Origin of the sequence: Borborobacter xinjiangensis, assembly GCF_047739745.1 — a bacterium.
GTDB lineage: Bacteria > Pseudomonadota > Alphaproteobacteria > Rhizobiales > Rhizobiaceae > Pseudaminobacter.
Window position 1 is genome coordinate 107,230 of the sequence record NZ_JBLLVA010000007.1, and the last position, 15,550, is coordinate 122,779.

Genomic DNA, 15,550 nt, shown 5'->3' on the forward strand with positions numbered 1-15,550 from the left:
TGATTTTCCACGGTGTGATTTTGCTGACATGAGCGATATGGCCATTCCCCGCACCCGGCCGGGCAACTATCCCGCAATTCTGTCCTATGGTTTCCGGCCTTTCTTCCTCGTAGGCTCCCTTTATGCCGGCGGCGCGATCCTTTTCTGGTTGCCGCTGCTTCACGGCTATCTCGAAACATCGAGCCTGTTTGCGCCCGTCGACTGGCACGTGCATGAAATGCTGTTCGGCTATGTCGCGGCGGTCGTCACCGGCTTCCTGCTCACCGCGATACCGAACTGGACCGGGCGTTTGCCGGTGCAGGGACTGCCTTTGCTTGGTCTGGTCGTGCTCTGGCTCGCCGGCCGGCTGGCGGTTTTCTTCTCGGCCGAAATCGGCTGGCTTGCCGCCGCCCTTTTTGACTGCGCCTTCTTGGCAGCCGTGGCCGCCGCTGCCGGCATCGAAATTGTCGCAGGGCGCAACTGGCGCAATCTCAAGGTGCTGGTTCCGGTTTTGGTACTGCTGGCCGCCAATCTGCTGTTCCACCTCGAATCCCACTATTCGGGTGTCTCCGACTATGGCAGGCGGCTGGGCATCGCTGCGGCTATTGTGCTGATCATGGTGATCGGCGGGCGCATCATCCCGAGCTTCACGCGCAACTGGCTTGTGCGCGAGAATCCGGGCCGCCTGCCCATACCCTTCGATCGTCTCGACACGGTAGCCATCGTTGTTTCCGCGCTGGCGCTCGCCCTTTGGACATTTCTGCCCGACGCCGCCGTGAGCGGGGTTGCGCTGCTGCTTGCCGCGTTCCTCAACGCGCTGCGCCTTGCCCGCTGGGCTGGTGACCGAACCACGCGGGACCCGTTGGTGCTGATCCTTCATCTCGCCTACGCCTTCGTGCCGCTCGGACTGCTCCTGACCGGACTGACAGCCTTTGCTCCAGGCGCCATCATGCCCGCGGCCGGCATCCATGCCTTAGGCGCCGGCGCCATCGGCACGATGACGCTTGCCGTCATGGTGCGCGCCACCCTCGGCCATACGGGACAGGAATTGCGCGCCGGCAAGGGCGCCCGTGTCATCTTTGGCGCAATCATCATTGCGGCACTGGCGCGCATCGCGGCGGCCTTCGCCGACGCTCCAGACCTGCTTACCCACTTCTCCGCCTGCGCTTGGGCCGCCGCCTTCCTGGGCTATGCAGTGCTTTATGGCCCGGCGCTTTTTCGGCCCCGAATCCGCGGCTGACCAGCCTCCGACACCCCACAAAACACGATTGCGGGGGAAAGCTCGAATCGCTTTATTGACGGGTCGTTTTCACGGTGCCTAATGTTTCATGGATAAGTCGTTCTGAATGCGGACGATTCGGTGATGGGCGGGAGTTTAGACGGAGCCATGACCGGGGAAACGACACTCAAAGAAGTAATCAGCCGGCTCGGCAAGGCGATCGACGCGCTGGAGCACAGCGTTGCGGCGCGGCTGGAGCATGAGCAGGATTATCTGGAAGCAGAGGCCGAAGTGCAGCGCATGAACGCCGATCGCGGCAGGCTTGCGCAGGAACTCGACAATTCCGAAGCGCGCGCCGAAAGGCTGGAAGAAGCCAACAAGGAGGTCTCGCGCCGGCTGGTGACCGCCATGGAAACCATCCGCGCGGTGCTGGACAGGTAGAAGATGGCCCAGGTTACAGTCACGATCGACGGCAAGGCTTATCGGATGGCCTGCGATGAAGGCCAGGAAGAGCATCTGATCGGCCTTGCGGAGAATTTCGACCGCTACGTCTCGCATCTGAAGGATTCCTTCGGCGAGATCGGCGACCAGCGGCTGACCGTCATGGCCGGCATCATGGTCATGGATGAACTGTCGGAGCTGCGAAAGCGCGTCAAGGGCATGGAAAGCGAGATCCTTACCCTGCGCAAGACCCGCGACGACGCCCTGACCAAGGCCGACAAGAACGATGCGGCGCTGACCGGCGCGCTTGCCGGGCTGGCGCAGCGCATGGAAGATTTGGCCGACAGGCTGACGCCCAGGAAGCCCCCAGAGTCGCAGACATAAGTCGATCTCGCCCGCCCTGCGTCGTGGCATATCTGCGATTTCCGACAGCGTCATCCCGGAAGCCGAAGCGAAGCGGAGGCCATCCGGAAACCATTCCTCCACCTTTGCCGTCGCGGAAATGGCTCTCGCCTCTCGAAATCGCTTCGCTCCTTGGCCGGGGTGATGCGATATCTGCAAAGGCACACCCCGAAAACAAAAACGCGCCGGCCGAGGCCGACGCGTTTTGTGTTGTCGCAGGCGATCAGCCGGCCGGCTGGGCCTCGATGGTGCGCAGTGCCTGGGCCTGGCGCTTCGCCGCGGCCTTGACCGCATCCTGCACCTTCTCAAAGGCACGAACCTCGATCTGGCGCACACGCTCACGGCTGATGTCGAACTCGGAGGACAGCTCCTCGAGCGTCATCGGCTCGTCGGACAGACGGCGCGCTTCGAAGATACGGCGTTCGCGCTCGTTCAACACGGACATCGCGCCGGCAAGCATGCCACGCCGGTTCTCCAGCTCGTCCTGTTCGATCAGCATTTCTTCCTGGCTGTCGTGGTCGTCGACCAGCCAATCCTGCCATTCGCCGGATTCGCCTTCCGTCGCCCGGATCGGCGCATTGAGCGAAGCGTCACCCGACAGGCGGCGGTTCATCGACACCACCTCGGCTTCGCTGACGTTCAGACGCGTGGCGATCTCCGTGATCTGCTCGGGCTTGAGATCGCCTTCGTCGAGCGCCTGGATCTTGCCCTTGACCTTGCGCAGGTTGAAGAACAGCCGCTTCTGATTTGCGGTGGTGCCCATCTTGACCAGGCTCCACGAGCGCAGGATGTACTCCTGGATCGAGGCTTTGATCCACCACATGGCATAGGTTGCCAGGCGGAAGCCGCGCTCGGGCTCGAATTTCTTGACGGCCTGCATCAGGCCGACATTGCCTTCCGAAATGACTTCGCCGATCGGCAGACCATAGCCGCGATAGCCCATGGCGATCTTTGCCACGAGGCGCAGATGGCTGGTGACGAGCTTGTGTGCCGCCTTGGTGTCGTCGTGCTCCTGGTACCGCTTGGCGAGCATGTACTCTTCCTGCGGCTGAAGCATCGGAAAACGGCGGATTTCTTCCAGATAGCGGCTGAGGCCGCCTTCCCCGGAAACGATACTGGGTAGTGTCTGGGCCATGATAGCGCCCTCCCTCTTTAGCGAGTGTGCCCCCTGAAACAGGCAGGCCTATGACGTGGATGCATCATGCACTGCCACGTCAAACACCCTTATATAGGAACAAATCGGGAAAAGCACCCTTTTGTTCAACACGAAACAATGTGTCACGCCAAAGTGAACAATGGCAGTCAAGTTTGGGGCACAGGCTACAGCCGGCGAAAGCCCTCGACGATTTCGGCCATGTCCAACGGCATCGGTGCCGTGAGCCGCATCGGTTCACCGGTTGTCGGATGGCAAAAGCCGAGCAGTCCCGCATGCAGCGCCTGTCGCGAAAGTCCGCGCACCAGGCCCTGCAGCGGCTCGGGCAGGCGGTTCGCCTTGGTGCGGAAGGCCTGTCCGTAGTCGGGATCGCCGATCACCGGATGGCTGATATGGGCCATATGCACCCTTATCTGATGCGTGCGCCCGGTTTCCAGCCGGCATTCGACCAGCGCGGCCTTCACTGCATCCGCAGCCGTCTCGCCATAGCGCTCAAGCACCGTGTAGTGCGTCACCGCGTGACGTGCATCGCCACGTCCGGCCGGCACCACAGCCCGCCTCACCCGGTCGGCGGCACGGCCGAGCGGCGCATCAATAATTCCTGTGACCCGCGCGGGAATGTTCCAGACCAGTGCCAGGTAGGCCCGCTCCAGCTCGCCGCTGGCGCCGTGATCGGCAAAGGCGTCCGACAATGACTTATGGGCACGGTCTGTCTTGGCCACCACCATGACCCCGCTGGTGTCCTTGTCCAATCGATGGACGATGCCCGGCCGCTTGACCCCGCCTATGCCGGAGAGACTGTCGCCGCAGTGATGGATGAGTGCATTGACCAGTGTGCCGGTCCAGTTGCCGGCTCCCGGATGGACAACCAGGCCCGCCGGCTTGTTGATGACGATCAATTCGTCGTCTTCGTAAAGTATGTCGAGCGCGATCGCCTCGCCTCGAGGTTCTGCCGGTTCGGGTTCCGGTATGACGACCTCGGCACGATCGCCCTTCGCCATCTTGCGCTTCAACTCGTTTACCGTCGCGCCGTTCACCGTCACTGCTCCCTGCCGGATCAGCGCCTGCACGCGGTTTCGCGAAAAATCCGGCCCGAGTGCTGCGGCCAGCCACTGGTCGAGGCGCAGCCCTGCGGCATCGGCGCCCGCTTCCAGCGCTTTCAATCCGTGGCCGGCTTCGCTATCAGGGTCGCGCATCGTTCCATCCGGACAAGGGCATCATGGTCAAAACGGCGTCTGCCGCAGAAGGCGAAAAGGAACCGCTCGATCCCTCGGTCGAGAGAGTCCGGCGCAAGCTGGTGCGCTTCGTCGCCATCAATCTCGGCCTGCTGTTCATTGCCCTTATGGCGGTGCTGGCAGCCATTGTCTACAAATCCGGCTGGGGCAGCAGCCAAACGCCGGTCGCCGAGACCGCCGCCGTTCCCTCATCCGCCGAGGAGGCGTTCGTGGAAGCCGACATCGTGCTGCCGGCCGGCGCGAAAATGCTGACGCATTCGCTTTCGGCAGGCCGTATCTCCATGGATGTCGAGCTTGCCGACGGCAACCGCGCGATCTTCATCTACGATATCGCCGCACGCCGCATGATCGGGCGTCTGGCGATCAGGGCTGAATAGAAGATCGCCGCGAAAGGCGGTTGCATTTTCGGCGCCGCCAGCCTATACGCCGATCTTCCGCGCCCATCGTCTAGCGGTCAGGACGGCGCCCTCTCACGGCGCAAACAGGGGTTCGATTCCCCTTGGGCGTACCATTCCCTCCTCTTATCACTTGCCGATCGATCTTCTTGACGGCGCCGGACCAAATCTCGCCACAACTCGTGGGCAGGTGGCGGCATGCGCCGTTTTATGCAGAATGTTTTCGCAACCGCCACATTTGCCGGGCTGGCCGCCTGCGCCACACCGCCAGGTTCCATCGAGGCCAAGGCGGTGACCGACGGGCGTTTCGCCAATCTCGACTGCCCCCTGCTGATCACCGAACGCGACCACCGCATGACCATACGCGCGCTGCTGGAGGACGCCCAGAAGGAGCGCTTTCGCGCCGACCTCATCACCGGAGCGCTGACCGGGATGACCCAGTCGATGGTGCTTTCGCCGAAAGCGCGCGAAGAAAAAATCGCGGAAGTGAAAGGCGAGATTCTGGCCCTGAACCGGGAAATCACCGCCAAAAACTGCCAGTCCAGAATAGCCGGATGACGATGAGACGGAACGTTACGCGCGCGACCGCAACTGGTTTGCGGGCGCGGAAGTTGCCGGCCTTCGGTCGGATTGATATTTTCTCCGCGCGGGCAAAACAGGAGAGCCGACCATGGATCAGCGGCAGGCATCCAGTCCAGGAACCGGGCGTGCGTCTCGTATTGGTTTTTCCATCGGCCTCATCGTTTTAGCGCTTGGCTTCTCCGCGCAGGCCCTGGCCGATGAGGCCCGATTTCCGCTGGCTATCTCCGGGTTTTTCCTGGTCGATACTTCCGGTGAGCAGCGCGACCAGAGCGCCGAACATCGCGAACGCCTGAGGCAATTCGACAAAATCGTGCACGACGAGCTTTCCAAAAGCGACAGCATCGCACTGGTCGAGATGCAATGTCCGCTGCAGCGTTGCTCGCGGGACAATCTGACATTCGAGCAGCTTGTCGGCTTCGCCCGTGAGGCTGGCGCCAAATATCTTGCCATCGGCGCGATCAACAAGATGAGCACATTGGTTCTGTGGTCGCGCGTTGAAATCTACGATGTCGCGACAAGGAAGATGGTCATGAATCGCCTCTACACCTTTCGCGGCGACAATGACGAGGCGTGGCGCCGCGCGGCCCATTATACCGCCAGAGACGTGATCAAGGGTGCAGCCGCGCTTTAGGATCAACTAATATGACGCGTCTAAGCCAAGAACAACACATGTTGTGGAAAACCCCCGAATCCTTCGTATTGGTCTTCAACAAATTTTCCTCTGGCTCTACTGAACGATACTTGCTAATGCCTCGCTTGGTTTCCTGAGGGGGAGTTCATATGAGCGGCGGGAACATCAAGATTACCGTATGCGTCACGGTCCCGGATGAGGACGACTATTCGCCGGATGAACAGGCGGCAGGCGTCATAGACGGCCTTTCCCGAATGCTCTGCTACGATCAAGTGACGCTCGAAAGCGTCGAGTATGAACGTAAGATGCAACCGGACCTCAATGCCGCGAACAGGCGCTTCGGATAAAGCGCATCGGCGTTCTCTTCATTGAATTGAACGGCCAAGGCGCTAGTCCAGGTTGCTCAGTATCCTCCTCCGGCACAGCGCGCGCTCCTAAGCTCCTCTTCGCACCATTTCGCTTCATGACCCAATTCCGGCCGTTTTGTGCCGCGATTGTGACCGGCGTCGACCGCCAGCCGTTGTGAAGGACCGTATTTTGATGAGTGAAATGGCATGTCCGATGTCGGCAAAACACAGCCGACCCGAACTCGTTCACGCTGCGATGGCAGCGGTTATATGCGGTGGGCTGTTCGCAGTCTCCGGTTGTACGCGCACCTCCGACGGCTCGGTCGAATTCAAGGCCCCTTCGCTTGCTCCAGGTCTTCTGCGGCGCGGCACGGCAGCAGAGTCACGGCAGGCGGCCCCAATCGCCGTCGCACCTTTTCCGCAGGCGCCGACCAAACCGGCCGAGCGCGTTGCAGCGGCGAAACCGCAGCAAACGAAGCCAGTACGGCAAGAGCCACGCACCGTCCGTCCGCCGACGCCGCAACCCGTCGAACAATCGCAAAAGGCCCTGGCGTGCAGTGAGCGGACGCAGCCCGGCGGCCGCGTGAAGGTTGTCTGCGAATAGTTCTCCAGCTTTCGGCCTGCAGCTACCGCAGATTTGGACCGAAGCAGGCTGGATTGCTGGAAACGCGGCAGACGGCGTCGTAGCGATCCAAGCCGGAAAGCCGCACAATGCCGGCGAAGGAACCGGCAAACAGGGCCGACATCAGGAAAACGATTCCGAGCCGGGTAAGAAGCATCGAGCGAACTCCCGTCAGAGTCCGTCGCTCTTCGACGGACTGCACCCCAGCCGCCCGGGTTTACAAAGCATTCGATTCAATTACGAAAAGATTAATGGTTGCCGGCCAACGACCGGCAGGCAGCCATGACGACTGGCGATCAGCCTTCGTGCCAGGCCGAACGCAAGACCCGCAACCAGTTTTCGCGGCAAAGCTTCGCCAGTTCGGCGCCGCCATAGCCCGCGTCCTGCAATGCCATCACCAGGTTCTGGAGGCCGGCGGCGGATCCGATCTCACGCGGAATGAGCGCGCCATCGAAGTCCGAGCCGAGCGCGACCCCATCGATACCCACTTTATCGACGAGATAATCGATGTGCCGCACCAAATCGGAAAGCGGCGTCCCGGCGTTTTCGCGGCCGTCGGCGCGCAGCATGGTCACCGCGAAATTCAGCCCGACCAGCCCGTTTCTTTCGCGGATAGCGTCCAGTTGCCGGTCGGTGAGGTTGCGCGCTACCGGAACCAGCGCATGCGGATTGGAGTGGCTTGCCACCAGCGGCTGATCGCTGAGTTCGGCAATGTCCCAGAAACCCCGTTCGGTGATGTGCGACAGGTCGATCAGAATGCCTAGCCGATTGCAGGCCTTTACCAGCTCGCGACCTGCTTGCGTCAACCCTGGTCCAGTATCCGGGCTCATCGGAAAGGCGAAAGGCGTTCCGTGCCCGAAAATATTGTTGCGGCTCCACACCGGGCCGAGCGAACGCAGGCCGGCGGCATAAAATACTTCGAGCGCGGCAAGATCGGGACCGATCGCCTCGCAGCCTTCCATATGCAGCACCGCCGCGAATTTCTCTTCGCCAAGGGCCTCATGAATATCGTCACCGGAGCGACAAAGCCGCCAGCCGCCGGCGCGCTCCAGCCTGAGCGCGATCGCCGCCATTTCCAGGGCGGTGTCGAGCGAGGGCTCACGTTCGAGCGGGGCCGCCAACGGTGTGACGTAGTGACCCGCCGCATCCGGCCGCTTGAGCGCAAGATCGCCAGAAGGAACGTAGATCGCACACAGGCCCCCGACCAGGCCGCCGGCGCGGGCGCGGGGAAGATCGATGTGCCCCTGCTGCGTGCCCTCCATGAACTCGGCCACCACATCGCCACCGGCTTTTTCGCGTCGCCAAAGACGCAACAAAACATCGTTATGGCCGTCGAACACTGCGTGCATGCGATTCTTACCGTTTTCGAAAGGGGATGATGCAAATGCATCGGACGAGATCAAGAGGCAAGCGATCACGTCGGCCTCGGTTGGAGCAAATATGCTTTCTGTTTCCGCCAGACGCCGAAACGTGGCAACCAAGAAACAATTCCGATTTTCGGGCTGTTGGGATAGCCTCCTGACAGCAGGCTGTCAGGAGCCGCATGCCATTGTCTGGCTTACTGGCGTGCGTCGCCTGCTCGCCGTCTTTTAGTTCGTCACTGCGACCTGGGAAAAACTGAAGCGATGAGACGCGCCGACCGGCTCTTTCAGATCGTCCAGCATTTCCGCGGCGGCCGGCTGGTCACCGCGCAAAAGCTCGGCCAATGGCTCGAGGTCTCGGAGCGCACAATTTACCGTGACATTGCCGATCTTCAGGCGACCGGCGTGCCGATCGACGGCGAGGCCGGCGTCGGCTACATCATGAGGGAAGGTTTCGACCTGCCACCGCTGATGTTTACACGCGACGAAATCGTGGCGCTGGTTGCCGGCGCGCGCATGGTTCGGGCGTTCGGCGGAGCGGCGATGGCACGCGCCGCCGATGAGGCGCTGGTAAAGATCGGCGCGGTCCTGCCCGACGCCGAAAAGGACCGTATCGCCCGCACCGAAATCCATACGCCCATGTGGGTGGTGAGCGACGCCGCCCGCGCCGCGATCGACGTCATTGAACGCGCAGTGGAAAAGCGGGAAGTGCTGACATTCGATTATCGCGACGAAGCCGGCCGCGCCACTGCCCGCGATGTGCGCCCGCTCGGCCTATGGTTCTGGGGAAAGGTCTGGACGCTCGTCGCCTGGTGCGAAATGCGCGACGATTTTCGCGCATTCCGCATCGATCGTATCGAGAAGCTCGAACTTGCCGGCCGCACCTTCCGCCACGAGCGCGGCAAGCAGCTCGCCGACTTCTATCGACGCGTCGAGCGCAGCGAAGACGCTGCCTATATTTCTGGTCGCTCGACCGGGAGCTGAAAGCTGAGCCGCGCGGCGGGGCTGCGCCATCCCGGAAGCGCTCTACACCGTCATCCCGGAAGCCGGAGCGAAGCGGGGGCTATCCGGGACCCATTCCTCAACTCACCGCCTACTGCATGGCAGCGTCGCTGCCCTACTCCTCGTCCTCGTCGGCCTCGCGCCCCTTGAGCGAAGAGAGCTTGGCGAACACCGCGTCTGCATCGAGTTCCTTGTCTTCCTCGGCAGCCGCTTCGTCGCCCGGCTCCAGCCGCTCGGTCATGGAGGCCGGCAGCAGCGTATCTCCGGCGGCCGGCGCCGCTGGCTGGCCTCGCGAGGCGCGCTGCACCTCGATGTCGAGATCGATCTGCGAACACAGGCCAAGCGTCACCGGGTCCATCGGCACCAGATTGGCGGAGTTCCAGTGTTTGCGTTCACGAATCTGCTCGATCGTCGCCTTGGTGGTTCCGACCAGACGCGAAATCTGCGCGTCCTTCAGTTCGGGATGGTTCTTCACCAGCCAAAGGATTGCGTTCGGCCGATCCTGCCGCTTCGAAAGCGGCGTGTAGCGTGGCCCTTTGCGCTTGGATTCAGGCACCCGCACCTTCGGGTCCAAAAGTTTCAGGCGGTGGTTCACATCCTTCTCGCCCCGCGCGATTTCCTCGCGGCTGAGCTGGCCGGTCATGATCGGGTCCATGCCCTTGATCCCTTGCGCCGATTCGCCGTCGGCGATCGCCTTGACCTCGAGCGGATGCAGCGAGCAGAACTGCGCGATCTGATCGAAGGACAGGGCTGTGTTGTCGACCAGCCAGACGGCGGTCGCCTTCGGCATGAGGAGCGTGTTGGCCATGAAATAAAATCCTCTCGTTCGCCCGCGTCCCTTTACGCGGGCGGTGGTTTTAGAGCCACCAGAATGGGAAATCACGCCTCATATAAAGGCAAATCCGCCGCTTCGCAACGGAAATGGCAAGTCGCGTTTGCGATAGCCTTCAGCCCTTCATTGATTTCTCGAGCACATGGAAGATCCGTTCGTCGGCAGATTGGGCCACGTTGAAGCGCAAAAAGCCGCTGGCTGTCTGCGAATGGCTGAAGGCGTTGCCGGGGGCAAGCACGACATTTGCGGCGAGCGCCCGACGCGCGACATCGGCCGCGTCAATCCCCTCAGGCAGCCTGCACCAGAGAAACATCCCCGCTCGCGGCTCGATCCATGGCATGATGCCGATCGCCTTCAGCCGTGTGGCCGTTTCGTCCATGGCACGTGCCAGCCGCAGGCGCAGCAGATCCATGTGCTTGCGATATGCCCCCTCCTTCAGAAGCGCCAGCACCAGTTCCGCCGAAAGCCGGCCGCCGCCGAAGGACGTCGCTATCTTGAGATCGGTGAGACCTTCGATCCAGTTCGGCCGCGCCGCGATGAAGCCGCAGCGCACCGAAGCCGAAAGCGTCTTGGAAAAACTGCCGATATGGATGACGCGGTCAAGGCCGTCGAAGGCTGCAAGCCTCGGCGCCGGCGTATGTTCGAAGTCGGCGAAGATATCGTCTTCGATGACGGTCAGGTCGGCCTGGTCGGCGAGTTTCAGCAGCCGGTGCGCGACAAGCGGCGACAGGGTTGCGCCGGTTGGATTGTGAAGCGTGGAATTGGTGATGTAGAGGCGCGGGCGATGCGCAGCCAGCGCCTTGGCGAACAGTTCGATGTCGGGGCCCTGCGGCGTGTAAGGCACGCCGACGATGTTGACCCGATGCGCCCGCAGCAGCGCATGGAAATTGAAGTAGCAGGGATCGTCGACGAGCACCGTGTCGCCGGGCTCGATGAGAAAACGGCAGAGCAGATCGATCGCCTGGGTGCCGGATTCCGTCAGCATGATCTGTTCGGGCGAGGCCTCGATGCCATGGTCGCCGAGCCGCCGTGCCAAAAGCCGGCGCAATGGCAGAAGTCCTCGCGGCGTCCCATAGTCGGTGAGCACCGCATCATCAGAGCGCGCTAGCGTCCGCAGCGCGCGCCGCAAGGCCGGCTCCGGCATCCAAGATGGTGGGAGCCAGCCGCAACCTGGCTTCAGCACATCGCTTCCCGTTTCGAGGGACTGGCGCGAAACCCAGAGCGGATCGACCTCATGGTCGAGCCTTGGACCGATTTCCGCCAGCGCCAGCGGCGCGAGCGCGGCGCCGACATAGAAGCCGGAACCGGGGCGCGGCTTGATCAACCCCTCGGCCGAAAGCCGCTCATAGGCCTCCACCACCGTGGATTTGGAAACCTGCATGGTGCGGGCGAACGCTCTTATCGAGGGCAGCTTGGCGCCAGGGGTCAAGGTCCGCGCCGCGATGCGCTGCCTGATCGTCGCCATGACACTGCCGACAAGGGTTCCGCCATCCCCTCCACGAGCCGTCGAATCGTCCATCCGTACCGCCAGCTTGTCCATAACAGTTTGTAAGAACTGTACCTCACTGTCTCTGGAAACACCATGCTCCGCACTCGATAGAAGACGGAGGATTTCTGGAGCATGCGATGGACAAGACAGCGAGCGGATGGATCAACGGTTTTCTCGGGGTGCTGATCTTCAGCGGCTCGCTGCCGGCAACGCGCGTCGCGGTGCTTGAGTTCGATCCGGTGTTTCTGACAGTTGCCCGCGCGGTGATCGCGGGCATTCTCGGGCTCGCATTGCTGCTGGCCTTTCGCGTCCCCCGGCCCGAGCGCGGCGATCTCGTCTCGCTCGCCGTGGTGGCGCTCGGCGTGGTCGTCGGCTTTCCCTTGCTATCTGCGCTGGCGCTCGAACACGTGACCTCCGCCCATTCGATCGTCTTCATTGGCCTGCTGCCGCTGGCAACCGCCATTTTCGGCGTAGTGCGCGGCGGCGAGCGGCCTCGCGCGGCGTTCTGGCTGTTTTCCTGTCTGGGCAGCGCGCTTGTGGCCGGTTACGCCCTCACGCAGGGAATCTCGGCTTCGCCGGTCGGTGACCTGCTGATGCTCGGCGCGATTGTGGTTTGCGGTCTCGGCTACGCGGAAGGCGCAAAACTCTCCCGCCGGCTCGGCGGCTGGCAGGTGATTTCCTGGGCCCTGGTGTTGTCGTTGCCGGTCATGGCCGCGCTGATACCGGTGACCCTGCCTGTGTCCTTCCAGGATCTGAGCCGGCCGGCATGGGTCGGCCTCGCCTATGTGTCGCTGTTCAGCATGTTGATCGGCTTCGTGTTCTGGTACCGGGGCCTGGCGCTCGGCGGCATTGCCGCTGTCGGGCAATTGCAATTGCTCCAGCCGTTCTTCGGTCTGGCCCTCGCCGCAACCCTGCTGCACGAATCGGTGAGTTGGATCATGCTTGCCGTTACCGCCGCCGTGGTCGTCTGCGTTGCCGGCGCGAAGAAGTTCGCGGCTTGAGCTCTGGGCGGCTGGAAATCCGAGCACCGAAGCGCAGAAACAGCGCTGGCGATTGATTGGTGGATCGTGCGGAAAGCCAGTCCGGGGAGCCAGATGATGGTGCCCTTTAAGAACCGGAGCGCAGCGTACTCAAGTAGGTGAGCACCGGAAGCGCAGAAAGCGCCACCAGATGACCGCCGGAGTGGCTTTACGCGGGTCTAGGCCACGTCGAGAACGATCTTGCCTATATGCTCCCCCTCCTCCATCCGTTCATGCGCGCGCCAGGCTTCCTTGAGCGGGAAAATCATATCCATGACCGGAGCGACACGGCGGATGGCGAGCAGCGGCCAGACCTGCGCTTCGAGCGCGGCGGCAATACCGGCCTTCACCTCGACCGTGCGGGCTCTGAGCGTCGAGCCGGTGTGGATCAACCGCTTCAGCATGAGCTTTGAGAAATCAGCGCTGGCCACTGCACCGCCCTGAGTGGCGATCTGCACGATGCGACCCTCGATCGCCGCCGCCGAATAGTTTCGTGCGACATAGTCGCCGCCGACCATGTCGAGAATGACATTGGCGCCCTTGCCCTCCGTCACCTCCTTGACGACAGCGACAAAGTCCTCGGTGCGGTAGTTGACCGCGCGGTCGGCGCCGAGCTTCAGGCAAGCCTCGCATTTCTCGGGGCTGCCAGCGGTGGCGATGACGGTGGCGCCGAATGCGGATGCGAGCTGGATCGCCGTGGTGCCGATACCGGAGGAGCCGCCATGCACCAGCAAGGTCTCACCCTTCTTCAAGGCGCCGCGTTCGAACACATTGTGCCAGACGGTGAAGAAGGTTTCGGGAAGGGCCGCAGCCTCGCTGAAGGTGAAGCCGGCCGGCAGCGGCAGCGCATTGCTTTCGTGCACCTTGGCATATTCGGCATAGCCGCCGCCCGGTGTCAGGGCGCAGACGGTATCGCCGACGCGCCAACGGGCAACGCCCTCGCCGAGCGCCGCGACCTCGCCCGAGACCTCGAGCCCAGGTAGGTCCGAAGCGCCCGGCGGCGGCGGATAGGCGCCCTTGCGTTGCGCCACGTCGGGACGGTTGACGCCGGCGGCGCGGACGCGGATCAGAATTTCGCCAGCATCGAGGACGGGTATATCCCGGCGCTCCGGTTTCAGCACCCGCGGTCCGCCTGGCACTGAAATCGCCACCGCAGTCATCTTTTCAGGGAGTTTCTCGTCGCGCCTCATTCACACCATCCTTTCCGGGTCGTTGCTGCCCGGCATTTGCATCCTTGACGCTCCCTTATGTAGTCTGTTGCCGGTTCAGGCAAACCGCAGGGAGGGTGAAGATGGCAATCTTCGAAGACGAACCGGTAAAGCCCGCGGCCGCCCATGTCATCGGGCAGGATCTGGCGTTGCTGTCAGTGGCCGAACTCACACAACGCATTGACCTGCTGCGCGCCGAGATCGCCAGGCTTGAAGCCGAACTCAAGGCAAAGGACGCGACCAAGAACGCCGCCGAGGCGCTGTTTCGGCGCGGATAGAGCGGATTTGCAAGAGGATGTCGCTGATGCGCCGTTGAAAAGCCGGAAATCCGTTATCTTCAAGACTGCCCAGGGACGAATCGCCGGACAGACGCATGATTGCAGCCTACAGACCGATCCTTTCGCTCCTGCGCGGCACGGCCTTTCTCCTGGCGGCATCCGGCCTGCACAGCCTGCTTTTGCCGCTGCGCGGCCAGGCGGAAGGATTCTCCACCGCAGCCCTTGGTCTGATGGGCACGGCCTGGGCCGGCGGCTTCGTCGCCGGCTGTTTTTTTGCGCCGCGCCTGGTGCGAAGGGCTGGCCATGTACGCGCTTTCGGCACCTTTGCTGCTTCCGGCGCCATCATCGCGCTCCTGACCGGGCTGATGATCGGCGAAATCATCTGGATCGTGCTGCGGGCCTTCACCGGCTTCGTGATGGCCGGCGCCTTCATGGTGATCGAAAGCTGGCTCAACGAAAAGGCCACCAACGAGAATCGCGGCACGGTGTTCGGCCTCTACATGATGGTGACCTATGCCTCGATTATGGCAGGGCAGATGATCGTCGCCTTTGGTGACGTCATGTCGGCCTCGCTCTTCATGGTCACAGGCATTCTTTTCTGCCTGTCGCTCATTCCCACGGCCGTATCGACCGCCTCCCACCCGCAGCCGCTGCAGGATGTGGCGCTCGATCTCAAGGGGCTTTACGCCAACTCGCCGGTAGCCTCCGCCGGCTGCCTGCTGGTCGGGGTGGCCAACGGCGCCTGGGGCACGCTCGGCGCCGTCTATGGCTCGCGAATCGGCATTTCGACCGCCGAGATCGCCCTCATGATGAGCCTGGTGGTGGTTGCCGGCGCCGCCCTGCAAATGCCGGTCGGTCGCATTTCCGACCGTACCGACCGCCGCTTCGTGCTGGCCGCGGCCTCCGCCATCGCGGCCCTCGTCGGCATACTGATCTTCCTGGTCGCACCCCGCGCCGGCTGGCTGGTCATCGCCATGACGGCCGCCTACGGCGCCCTGGCCTATGCGCTCTATTCGCTCGCCGTCGCCCACGCCAACGATCACGCCAAGCCTGAGGATTTCGTCAAGATCTCGGGCGGGCTCCTGCTGCTTTACGGATTCGGCACGATGATCGGACCGGTCATCGGCGCGGCGCTGATGGGCTCGATGCGGCCGGAAAGCCTGTTTCTGGCAACCGCGCTCGCGCATCTCATCCTGGCTGTCTATACGTTGCTGCGCATCAGGCGCCGCGCGCCGGTACCGATCGAGGATCGCGAAGCCTTCATGACCCTGCCGTCCGAACGCGGCGTTACGCCGGAAGCGGTACGGCTCGATCCGCGCACACCTGAACAAGACGGTTGAGATCGGACCCGGATT

At 62.7% G+C, this 15,550-nt stretch carries 18 protein-coding genes and 1 tRNA gene; 12 read left to right on the forward strand and 7 right to left on the reverse strand.

Features of this window, described 5'->3' with window-relative positions; all coding sequences use genetic code 11:
- Positions 1-37 precede the first annotated feature (37 nt).
- The 3 genes from ACLKMW_RS10370 (at position 38) to ACLKMW_RS10380 (ending at position 2,023) form a co-directional block, all read left to right on the forward strand.
- Positions 38-1,219, forward strand: a complete 1,182-nt coding sequence (locus tag ACLKMW_RS10370) for an NnrS family protein (RefSeq protein ID WP_415724470.1) — start codon at positions 38-40, stop codon at positions 1,217-1,219.
- A gap of 147 nt (positions 1,220-1,366) precedes the next feature.
- Positions 1,367-1,639 (forward strand): DUF4164 domain-containing protein, encoded by a 273-nt coding sequence (locus ACLKMW_RS10375; protein WP_415724384.1) that lies wholly within the window; start codon positions 1,367-1,369, stop codon positions 1,637-1,639.
- Positions 1,640-1,642: 3 nt separating this feature from the next.
- The gene (locus ACLKMW_RS10380) at positions 1,643-2,023 is read left to right on the forward strand and encodes a cell division protein ZapA (protein ID WP_415724385.1); all 381 of its coding nucleotides are present in this window, start codon (positions 1,643-1,645) and stop codon (positions 2,021-2,023) included.
- A 241-nt stretch (positions 2,024-2,264) separates the two neighbouring features.
- Here ACLKMW_RS10380 and rpoH read toward each other — a convergent pair whose 3' ends face one another.
- Together rpoH and ACLKMW_RS10390 are read right to left on the reverse strand one after the other, a co-directional pair.
- Positions 2,265-3,176 (reverse strand): RNA polymerase sigma factor RpoH, encoded by a 912-nt coding sequence (rpoH, locus tag ACLKMW_RS10385; RefSeq protein ID WP_415724386.1) that lies wholly within the window; start codon positions 3,174-3,176, stop codon positions 2,265-2,267.
- Between the two features lie 185 nt (positions 3,177-3,361).
- Positions 3,362-4,390, reverse strand: coding sequence for an RluA family pseudouridine synthase (locus tag ACLKMW_RS10390; RefSeq protein WP_415724387.1), 1,029 nt, complete (start codon positions 4,388-4,390; stop codon positions 3,362-3,364).
- 23 nt (positions 4,391-4,413) lie between these two features.
- Between ACLKMW_RS10390 and ACLKMW_RS10395 the strand changes: the two genes are divergently transcribed.
- The 5 genes from ACLKMW_RS10395 to ACLKMW_RS10415 all read left to right on the forward strand — a co-directional run bounded on the left by ACLKMW_RS10395 (position 4,414) and on the right by ACLKMW_RS10415 (position 6,384).
- Positions 4,414-4,806 (forward strand): fimbrial protein, encoded by a 393-nt coding sequence (locus tag ACLKMW_RS10395; RefSeq protein WP_415724388.1) that lies wholly within the window; start codon positions 4,414-4,416, stop codon positions 4,804-4,806.
- Between the two features lie 59 nt (positions 4,807-4,865).
- Positions 4,866-4,940 (forward strand) — tRNA-Glu (locus tag ACLKMW_RS10400).
- Positions 4,941-5,022: 82 nt separating this feature from the next.
- Entirely contained in the window at positions 5,023-5,382 is a 360-nt protein-coding gene (locus ACLKMW_RS10405) for a hypothetical protein (RefSeq protein ID WP_415724389.1), read from the forward strand.
- A 112-nt stretch (positions 5,383-5,494) separates the two neighbouring features.
- Positions 5,495-6,037, forward strand: coding sequence for a DUF2380 domain-containing protein (locus tag ACLKMW_RS10410; RefSeq protein WP_415724390.1), 543 nt, complete (start codon positions 5,495-5,497; stop codon positions 6,035-6,037).
- Between the two features lie 149 nt (positions 6,038-6,186).
- Positions 6,187-6,384: a hypothetical protein gene (locus ACLKMW_RS10415; RefSeq protein ID WP_415724391.1), complete on the forward strand. Its 198-nt coding sequence runs from the start codon at positions 6,187-6,189 to the stop codon at positions 6,382-6,384.
- Positions 6,385-7,010: 626 nt separating this feature from the next.
- On the opposite strand, the gene ACLKMW_RS10420 is transcribed toward ACLKMW_RS10415, so the two are convergent.
- Both ACLKMW_RS10420 and ACLKMW_RS10425 read right to left on the reverse strand, forming a co-directional pair.
- Positions 7,011-7,163, reverse strand: coding sequence for a hypothetical protein (locus ACLKMW_RS10420; protein ID WP_415724392.1), 153 nt, complete (start codon positions 7,161-7,163; stop codon positions 7,011-7,013).
- 139 nt (positions 7,164-7,302) lie between these two features.
- Positions 7,303-8,355 (reverse strand): dipeptidase, encoded by a 1,053-nt coding sequence (locus ACLKMW_RS10425; RefSeq protein WP_415724393.1) that lies wholly within the window; start codon positions 8,353-8,355, stop codon positions 7,303-7,305.
- Between the two features lie 276 nt (positions 8,356-8,631).
- On the opposite strand from ACLKMW_RS10425, the gene ACLKMW_RS10430 reads away from it, so the two are divergent.
- On the forward strand, positions 8,632-9,351 hold the full coding sequence (locus ACLKMW_RS10430) for a helix-turn-helix transcriptional regulator (RefSeq protein WP_415724394.1): 720 nt from the start codon (positions 8,632-8,634) through the stop codon (positions 9,349-9,351).
- A 133-nt stretch (positions 9,352-9,484) separates the two neighbouring features.
- On the opposite strand, the gene ACLKMW_RS10435 is transcribed toward ACLKMW_RS10430, so the two are convergent.
- Positions 9,485-10,177, reverse strand: a complete 693-nt coding sequence (locus ACLKMW_RS10435) for a DUF1013 domain-containing protein (RefSeq protein ID WP_415724395.1) — start codon at positions 10,175-10,177, stop codon at positions 9,485-9,487.
- Positions 10,178-10,316: 139 nt separating this feature from the next.
- Positions 10,317-11,720 carry an aminotransferase-like domain-containing protein gene (locus ACLKMW_RS10440; protein ID WP_415724396.1) on the reverse strand — a complete coding sequence of 468 codons (1,404 nt, stop codon included), beginning with the start codon at positions 11,718-11,720 and terminating at the stop codon, positions 10,317-10,319.
- 107 nt (positions 11,721-11,827) lie between these two features.
- Between ACLKMW_RS10440 and ACLKMW_RS10445 the strand changes: the two genes are divergently transcribed.
- Positions 11,828-12,691 carry a DMT family transporter gene (locus ACLKMW_RS10445; protein ID WP_415724397.1) on the forward strand — a complete coding sequence of 288 codons (864 nt, stop codon included), beginning with the start codon at positions 11,828-11,830 and terminating at the stop codon, positions 12,689-12,691.
- 197 nt (positions 12,692-12,888) lie between these two features.
- Here the strand turns inward: ACLKMW_RS10445 and ACLKMW_RS10450 are convergent, their stop codons facing one another.
- Positions 12,889-13,869 (reverse strand): NAD(P)H-quinone oxidoreductase, encoded by a 981-nt coding sequence (locus ACLKMW_RS10450; protein WP_415724471.1) that lies wholly within the window; start codon positions 13,867-13,869, stop codon positions 12,889-12,891.
- A gap of 131 nt (positions 13,870-14,000) precedes the next feature.
- On the opposite strand from ACLKMW_RS10450, the gene ACLKMW_RS10455 reads away from it, so the two are divergent.
- A complete protein-coding gene (locus ACLKMW_RS10455) occupies positions 14,001-14,195 on the forward strand; it encodes a DUF1192 domain-containing protein (protein WP_415724398.1) in 195 nt (64 codons plus the stop codon).
- Positions 14,196-14,290: 95 nt separating this feature from the next.
- Positions 14,291-15,535, forward strand: a complete 1,245-nt coding sequence (locus tag ACLKMW_RS10460; RefSeq protein WP_415724399.1) for an MFS transporter — start codon at positions 14,291-14,293, stop codon at positions 15,533-15,535.
- The last annotated feature ends 15 nt before the right edge of the window (positions 15,536-15,550 follow it).